This is a genomic window from Pseudonocardia oroxyli (assembly GCF_900102195.1).
In the GTDB taxonomy this organism is placed as follows: Bacteria; Actinomycetota; Actinomycetes; order Mycobacteriales; family Pseudonocardiaceae; genus Pseudonocardia; species Pseudonocardia oroxyli.
In genome coordinates this window covers 25490-33190 of the sequence record NZ_FNBE01000020.1, presented here as the reverse complement: position 1 = coordinate 33190, position 7701 = coordinate 25490, and the positions used below count along the sequence as shown (strand labels likewise).

The 7701-nt window shown below is 69.9% G+C and carries 7 protein-coding genes and 1 CRISPR repeat array; all 7 genes read right to left on the bottom strand.

Going from position 1 to position 7701, the window contains the following annotated elements; all coding sequences use genetic code 11:
• Positions 1 to 3 precede the first annotated feature (3 nt).
• A CRISPR array of direct repeats spans positions 4 to 1435; the repeat unit is 29 nt; unit sequence GGGACCACCCCCGCGCTCGCGGGGACGAC.
• A 54-nt stretch (positions 1436 to 1489) separates the two neighbouring features.
• From cas2e to casA, 7 genes are read right to left on the bottom strand one after another with little or no spacing between them, the layout of a single operon-like run.
• Positions 1490 to 1846 (bottom strand): type I-E CRISPR-associated endoribonuclease Cas2e, encoded by a 357-nt coding sequence (gene cas2e, locus BLS43_RS25235; RefSeq protein WP_093089194.1) that lies wholly within the window; start codon positions 1844 to 1846, stop codon positions 1490 to 1492.
• On the bottom strand, positions 1843 to 2862 hold the full coding sequence (gene cas1e / locus BLS43_RS25230; RefSeq protein ID WP_093089193.1) for a type I-E CRISPR-associated endonuclease Cas1e: 1020 nt from the start codon (positions 2860 to 2862) through the stop codon (positions 1843 to 1845). Before cas1e ends, cas2e begins: the two co-directional genes overlap by 4 nt.
• The gene (gene cas6e, locus BLS43_RS25225) at positions 2859 to 3506 is read right to left on the bottom strand and encodes a type I-E CRISPR-associated protein Cas6/Cse3/CasE (protein WP_093089192.1); all 648 of its coding nucleotides are present in this window, start codon (positions 3504 to 3506) and stop codon (positions 2859 to 2861) included. The genes cas1e and cas6e overlap by 4 nt, the downstream gene beginning before the upstream one ends.
• A complete protein-coding gene (gene cas5e / locus BLS43_RS25220; RefSeq protein ID WP_093089191.1) occupies positions 3506 to 4237 on the bottom strand; it encodes a type I-E CRISPR-associated protein Cas5/CasD in 732 nt (243 codons plus the stop codon). Before cas5e ends, cas6e begins: the two co-directional genes overlap by 1 nt.
• Positions 4234 to 5343: a type I-E CRISPR-associated protein Cas7/Cse4/CasC gene (gene cas7e / locus BLS43_RS25215; protein ID WP_093089190.1), complete on the bottom strand. Its 1110-nt coding sequence runs from the start codon at positions 5341 to 5343 to the stop codon at positions 4234 to 4236. The genes cas5e and cas7e overlap by 4 nt, the downstream gene beginning before the upstream one ends.
• Before the next feature lie 2 nt (positions 5344 to 5345).
• On the bottom strand, positions 5346 to 5915 hold the full coding sequence (casB, locus tag BLS43_RS25210; RefSeq protein ID WP_176921534.1) for a type I-E CRISPR-associated protein Cse2/CasB: 570 nt from the start codon (positions 5913 to 5915) through the stop codon (positions 5346 to 5348).
• A gap of 53 nt (positions 5916 to 5968) precedes the next feature.
• The gene (casA, locus tag BLS43_RS25205) at positions 5969 to 7609 is read right to left on the bottom strand and encodes a type I-E CRISPR-associated protein Cse1/CasA (protein ID WP_093089188.1); all 1641 of its coding nucleotides are present in this window, start codon (positions 7607 to 7609) and stop codon (positions 5969 to 5971) included.
• Positions 7610 to 7701 lie beyond the last annotated feature (92 nt).

Below are 7701 nucleotides of genomic sequence, written 5' to 3'. Positions count from 1 at the left end.
CGGGGGACCACCCCCGCGCTCGCGGGGACGACAGCGCCTGGTCGTACTTCGTGACCGCGCGGGTGGGACCACCCCCGCGCTCGCGGGGACGACACGCCGGGGAGGTCAGGTTCGCAGGCTCGGGAGGGACCACCCCCGCGCTCGCGGGGACGACATCGACGTCGTGATCGACGTCAACGTCCGGTCGGGACCACCCCCGCGCTCGCGGGGACGACTTCCACGTGGAGCCGCCCTTGTACTGGAGGACGGGACCACCCCCGCGCTCGCGGGGACGACCGCGGTTCTGGCGGTCGAAGGCGCTCATGGGGGGGACCACCCCCGCGCTCGCGGGGACGACTCCCACAGGAAGATTCCGCCGGTACCGGTCTGGGGACCACCCCCGCGCTCGCGGGGACGACGCGGGAACCGGCAGCCCCGCTACCGGGGGCACGGGACCACCCCCGCGCTCGCGGGGACGACCGCGGCTCCCTCATCGCCTACGGGCAGATGGAGGGACCACCCCCGCGCTCGCGGGGACGACCAGCTCTCCCTGCTGCGGGTCACGTTCGGCACGGGACCACCCCCGCGCTCGCGGGGACGACTCATGCTGCCGCCGGACACGTTCCAGCGGGTCGGACCACCCCCGCGCTCGCGGGGACGACCGGGGACTCCAACTGCACGTAGGAGGGGATCAGGGACCACCCCCGCGCTCGCGGGGACGACGTGCTCGAACAGGTCGAGGTGGACAGCAACACGGGACCACCCCCGCGCTCGCGGGGACGACCACAGACCGTGACCAGCGCGACTACCTGTACGGGGGACCACCCCCGCGCTCGCGGGGACGACCAACCCGAGGCTCGTTCGCCTCCGAGCAGGCCGGGACCACCCCCGCGCTCGCGGGGACGACCAGGTGCTCACCGCCGCCGGACCCGGCGGCTCGGGACCACCCCCGCGCTCGCGGGGACGACCACCCCGCGAGAAACACCATGATGATCTTCTTGGGACCACCCCCGCGCTCGCGGGGACGACGACCCGGGCGCGGTGACCTCGTCCTGCGTGTCGGGACCACCCCCGCGCTCGCGGGGACGACGTCGGTGTCGGCCTCGACGTGGACCGCGGCTCGGGACCACCCCCGCGCTCGCGGGGACGACCACGTCGAGAAGTCCGGGGCGGTGATGCGCCGGGGACCACCCCCGCGCTCGCGGGGACGACGGGTTCGACAAGCTGCGGGTGCTGCAGTGGCGGGGACCACCCCCGCGCTCGCGGGGACGACCAGGAGAGCTTTGCCGTGCTCGTCGATCAGTTCGGACCACCCCCGCGCTCGCGGGGACGACTTGGTCCAGCCCGTCGGGGTGGTCCCGAAGGTGGGACCACCCCCGCGCTCGCGGGGACGACGACGCCACCGCCGAGGTCCTCCGCGAAGCCGGGGGACCACCCCCGCGCTCGCGGGGACGACACTTACTGACCTGCAGGGATGCCAGCCTACTGGGCGAACGAAGTTCGACTTTGCTCAGTGCTTCCTGAACCGGCGCCGGCGGCTGGCGCTGCTCCACCCCTGAGTTCTGAGCGCGTTCTCGTCCGAGGGCCCTTCGGTGTCATTGGGCCGGAGCATGAGCGTTACGCCGTCGATGTCGACCGGCGTCCACTCATGTTTGTGGACCTTGAAGTCGAGGCCTTGTTCGTTGTTCGCGGCGAACACCATGATCGCTCGACCGGACTTGACCATGTCGACGGTGCGCTCCCAGAGGAGATCTCGGACCCGAGAGGAGACCCGTCCGACGAAAACGCCTGCCGAGATCTCCAGTAGCCATCGCGTGAGATGGCCACGAAGTCCGACCGGACAGGCCGCCACGACGATGACCGTCATGTATCCTCATCCATCCACTCGGCGAGCTCGGCGTAGGAGCGGTCGGACTCCACATAGCCGTCCGGGGTCGAGTAGGAGGTGCCAGCGGCGACCCGGCGGCCGTTGTCATCCCACAGCATGACGACGTCGGCGTCGAAGGCCTCGGGCCCGTACTCGACCTCCGGATCGCCGGTGTCGAGCAGCAACGTCTTGATGTCGCGGACGCAGGTCTCGAGGAATGCGCCGCCCTTCATCCGGTCGCGTACCGCACGTCGGGTCTCGGCACCGATGTCGGCGACCTCAGCAGCGGCGGCGATGTCGAAAGCGACGGGGATGGCGACGTCGGCTTTGTAGAGGTCGGCGACATCGAACACGAACGAGAGTGCGTGTCCGTTGTGGACGAATCCGAGGCCGGGAGCGCAGCCGAGGGCGACGATTGCGGCGTGCACGACGCCGTAGAGGCTGGTGTTGGCCGCGGACAGGGCCTGGTTCACCACGCTTCCAGCGGCGAAGTCCTCCGGGTTGTAGTCCCTACGGGTCCACTCGACTCCGGTCCTTTCGGACTGCTCGCGGTAGATCCGGCGGACTCGGGCACCCTCCCGGCCGCGCAACTGCTGCATGGTCAGGCCGGAGGTGTCCTCGCCGGCGAAGCGCATCGCGTACATCGCACGGGCGACGGCGAGGCGGGAGCGCTGGTTGGAGACCTTCGAGGCCTGTGCCTCGAGCAGCCGAGACGAGCGGGCAAGGGAGCGGCCGTGCGCGTAATAGCGCACACCCTGCTCTCCCACCCAGACCGCGGTCGAGCCGCTCTCAGCGAGCAGCATCATCGCCTGCTGGCTGACAGTCGTACCGGGGCCGAGGAGCAGCGCGCCGAGGGAGGCGGCCGGGATGTGTACCGTGCCCTTCCGGTCGCGGGCGGTGATCGCGTTGGCGTCCCGGTGCACCACGCAGTGCTCGAGGTAGATGAAGCTGAGCCGGTCCTGGGAACGGACGAGCTGCCCGAGCGGGACCGGCTTGGCTCCCGGGATCGGCTTCATCTCGCGGCGGCCAAGGTCAACAGGCCACAGCCATAACCCTTCCCCGGCCCGATCCCCTGCGTCAATGCCGCCCGCAGCAAGATGGGATCGACGACGTTCAGGGTGCCTTCGAAGACGGCCGTCGACAGGGTGACCGTTCGGTTGCGACGGGCGAACCGCAGCGTCCTCCGCGACCGCAACACCAGGTCAGGTGCGCCTGCCGTCCCGTCCACTATCGCGAAGCCGCTGCGTTCCACACGCCGCAGGAACCAGTCTGTCTGTTGGGCCGCGGTGACGTGCCCTACGCGCTTGCCGCGCCCCCCGCCCGGGGCGGGCACGTTGTGCACGGGGTTGGCGCACAAACGGAACGCCCACCGCTCCCCCGCCGCCAATCGGTCGAGGAAGGGCCCGTAGTCGCGGGTCTGCCAGCCGTAGGTCGGACGCCCAATGCTCTCGACGAGGTGGCTCAGGTCCGGCTTGTCCGGGCTGACGATGTAGAGCACAGCGTCGTGTGCGCCCGGGTCCAGTCGCCACAGGACCCGACCCCCGTCGGAGCTGGACTCGGGGAAGGCGGCGAGCACGGCGGCATGAAGACGCTGCGGGGAGGCGAGCATGTCCCTTGCCGCGCGACGCTGCGGGTTGATCTCGAACCGGGTCATGTACATCAAAGGACCCCCAACGGATCGTGAAGGTCGACGACCCCCTGGCCGGTCACCGGCACGGTTGCGGTGTTCTCGATGAACTCCGGGTTGTCCCTGGTCACGGGCTCGTGGCGCTTGACCGACCGCCACGCCCATTGGCGGTGTCGCGGGTCGAAGCTCAGCGGCTCGTCCCGGACCAGCTCCGCGCCCGGTTCGCCGGCCTCGCAGTCGGCGACGAGCTCGAGGGCGACCTGCGGCCTTCGGGTCGCCTTCTGGAACCACAGCGAGGCGCGCCACGGCTCCTGCTGCAGTGCCTCCACACAGGACAGTTCTCGGAGGCCCTGGTCCAGCTGCCCGACGGGCGGGCAGGACCGTCGGCCCAGATAGAGCGGGAAGTGCGGGACTCGCAGGGATTCCTGTAACCCCTCGAGTAGCGCGGGGTCCCCCTCGACAGCGGCGAGGAACACCGCGTCCGCGAGGTAGTGGCGCGTCGAGATCGAGATCGGGGTCCGTTCCCCCGCTCGCGCTGCAGTCTGGAAGTCCCGTTCCAGACGCCCGGCCTGCTCCGTCCGCACGGCAAGCCGCAGCGCGAGAAGCTCCTCTAGCGGATCAGTGCGTCGCCTTCCCTGCGCGGCGGCGAGGAGCCCGACGATGCCGCTCTTGCTCGGCACACGGTCGGTGCCACGACGGGAGAAGCGGCTGCTGGTGCCCCAGGACTGCAGCGGCCCGCCGAGCCGGAGCAGGAGGGTCGTCATGCGAGCCGCGCCGCTACCGCGTCACCAACGGCCGTGACGGTCGACGCGATGTCCCCGCGGGTCGCGATCTCCGCCAGCGGCGCGATCCGCTCACCCGGGCCGAAGGTCCAGGCTGCGACTGGCGCGTCCGCGTAGGCCTCTTCGATCTCCCGTGCGTGCGTGGCCAGACGCGCGATCGCGGTCGCGATCCGGGCCGAGCCCTCGACGGTCTCCTCGAACGCGCCGACCAGGTTGACCGCGCGGGAGTCCCGCAGCATGACCAGGACGGCGTCGGGCAGGGTGCCGTGGGCGAAGGTGTTCTGCTTGCCGGTGGGCATCGACATCACGAATGCCCGGACGAATGCTTCAACTGCGCGCTGGGTCGCCTTGGCGTCGCCCAGGTTGTCGGCGAGCCGGTCGACGTCGACGGTGGCGTACCGGTAGAGGGTCGAGGAGTTGAACTCGACGGTGCCGATCATCCCGGCGCCGGCGTCCTCTTCGTCGTCGGCGTTCTTGTGGTCGTCGACGGCGGTGAAATAGTCGAACTCGTTCTGCACGCCGTGCACCGAGATCGCGTGGGCGACCTGGGCCGCGGCGTCGACGTTGAGGTCGGTCGCCTCGGCAACCATCCGTCCGAACAGCGCGACGTCCACCGAGTGCTCGGTGTCCGCTCGCTTCTTCGCTTCGGCCCGGGTGGGCTTCTCCCCGGCCCGGGTTGCCTCAACAGCGAGCTCGGCGAGACCGGTGACCTGCCGGTTGCTCAGGAAGACCAGGTAGCCCGACTCCTCGGGGGCGTCCTTCTTGGAGTTCGGCGGGGAGATCTTGATCCCGACGGCCTCGAGCACCTGCTTGGCCAGCACGGGCGCCTGCTCGACGAGGGCCGGATCCTGGCGAGTGATCTCCTCCCCCACCAGCTCGGCAAGGCGCTTGGTCCGCACACCGAGCTCGGACGCGTCGAGCAGGCGCTCGAACGCGGTGCGGGTGGCGCGCTTCCATGCCTGGCTGGACACGCGGGCGCGCACCACGCCGCCGAAGCGGGCGGTCTTGGGGCTGCCGGTGTCGTCGCGGTTGAGGTTGCTCGGCGGGACGGTCTGGAGCACGTGCAGGTCCAGGACGGTGCGGGACATGATCAGTCCTTCCGGGAAGCGTCGACGGGCTCGGCGGTGCGTCGAGTGCGGTGGAATTGCCGGCCCCAGGTGAGCTGGACCCGGCTGCGGTGACCGCGTTGCCAGTCCACGAGTTGGTCGGTGAGAACGCCGTAGTCCAGGGGCGCGCCACCGGTGCGCAGCAGTTGGACCACGCCGCGCAAGTGGTGGGTGAACTCGGTGAAGTCGTCCGCGGTGCCCAGCATCCGGAACCGTCGCATCAACGGGTCCGGTAGCGACTTCTGGTCGCCCGAGTGGAGCGAACGCAACGCCTGGCCGAGCCCGCGCCCCCGCTGGTGCATGCGTTCACCGCGGGACTGCTGATGCACCGAGAACAGGGTCAGCGCGACGTGGACGGCCCATTCCTCGTCTCCCGCCGCGTCACCGTCGACGAACCACGGGACGGTGGTGAACTCAAGCAGGTCGAGAAGCTCACCCGGCCTCTTACCGACGCCGCGGCGGAGTCGGGCCAACGCCGCGACCGCCGCAGGATCGCGGTAGGAGATGTTGAGGTAGCTGCTCTGGAGGGCCGAGACGCGCTCGTCGACGAACACTCCCGCCCTGCCCAAGCCGGTCTCGGTGGTGCTCAGAGGATCACTCCTGTCGATCATGAGCCGACGGGCTCGGTCGTGAAGGCGTAGGGCAGCGCGTCGCGCAGGGAGGTCCAGAACCGGGACTCGGCATGTGCGGCGGTGAGCAGCTGGTTGCGAACCATCCGGCCCTCCCAGGCCGCAGGCGAGATGTCGGCGAGGAGCTCCCGGGCGACGCCCACGACCACGTCACGGACCTCGCGATGCCAGGTCTCCTGAGCCTCGAGGACCTCGACGTCCGGCCGGAGCGAGAACAACCAGTCCCGGAACAGCGGGTCCAGCCAGGCGTGCACCGACTCGAGCGTGCGGCTGCGATGGCCGCCGCCCTCGCCGCCCGCTGCCGCGATCAGATCGGCGGCCAATCCGCCGACCGCCAGAGCAGCCCGCTCCGCGCTGCGGACGCACGACTCGACAGTCCCGGCAAGGTCGCCCGCACCACGCTCGGCGAGCAAAGCACGCAGCGCGATCGAGTCGTGCACGACGTCCTCGACGACGGAGTTCTGCGAGCCGTAGACCATCCCGATCGCTCGCAGCCGCACCGGAAAGTCCTTGGCTAGGACCTCTTCCGTACTCAGGAACCCGAGCCACTCGACGACGGTCGGCGACAGCGCGCTCGCCGGCTGCCCCTTCTGCGGCGCGGACATGGCTGCCAGGGCCGGGAGAAGTGACGACACACCGCGCCAGATCGACCGATCCGGATCGTGCTCGCGCGGCATGTAGACGACCGCGGTAGCGCCCGGCTTCTTCTCCTGGGCCTCACTGCGCCGCCACGCGGTGTGCGGTTCGAACCGGTTCTTGTTCTGCGGCGTGATCTTCTCTCCGTTGGCCAGGAGCACTCGGGTGACCCTGTCGCCCTCAGCCGCCAGCCGAATCCGCCGGGTCTGCCAGGTGAAGAGGTCGACCGGACCGTCGGCGACGCGCCCGCCCGGCATCTCCTCCGCCGCTCCGACCGGCGGGCGCTCCCAGACCGGCCGGTCCGTCGAGACAGCGCGCCCGGGGCCGAAGTCGGCCGCGATCAGGTTGAGTAGCAACGTCTCCCTCAGCGTTCTGCCCTCCACGAGGACACCGCCCAGGTTGCCGGACCAGCCGACGCCGATCGGATATCCCTTGCCGCCCTTGACGCGCTCATCGCCGACGGCCCCGGACTTGATCCCGGAGATGTCGAAGGCCTGACAATGCACGACCCACCGCGCCGCCTCGGCGAACGTGAGAGTCAGGTCGCCGCCGAGCCGGGTGGTGAAGAACGGCTCACCGTTGGGGACGTCGGCAACGAGCTTGCTCAGGTCTGACATGTCGCCCTTGGCCGTGCGCAGATCAGCGACCTGCATGAACGGCGCCTCGGGGTGGAAAAGGTCAAGCCGGTTGCGATGCAGTGCGAGATGTTGCTCGATCTGAGCCACCGGCAGCTTGTCTTCCTCCCACAGCTGCTCCCACTCGTCCAAGTCTCGCGGCCCGTCGATCGCGGCGTGCAGAACGGCCAGGAGCAGGCGGGTCAGCGCGAAGGCCTGCGTCGGAAGGTCCCCTGTGATCCCGACCAACTCGTGCGCATGCCCCAACGTGCGCAGCAGCCCGTACTCCACGATCGCCCCGTCGCGCTCCCGACACGGAATCCAGGGCTCATAAATGAGGTCGAAGCTGAGAGGGCCCTCGAGGCTCATCGCTGTTCCTCACGTCTGACATGTACGAAATCGCCAGGGCGAACCTGACAGCGAGCTCCGGATAAGGCAACACTCACGGTCGGTTTGGTAAT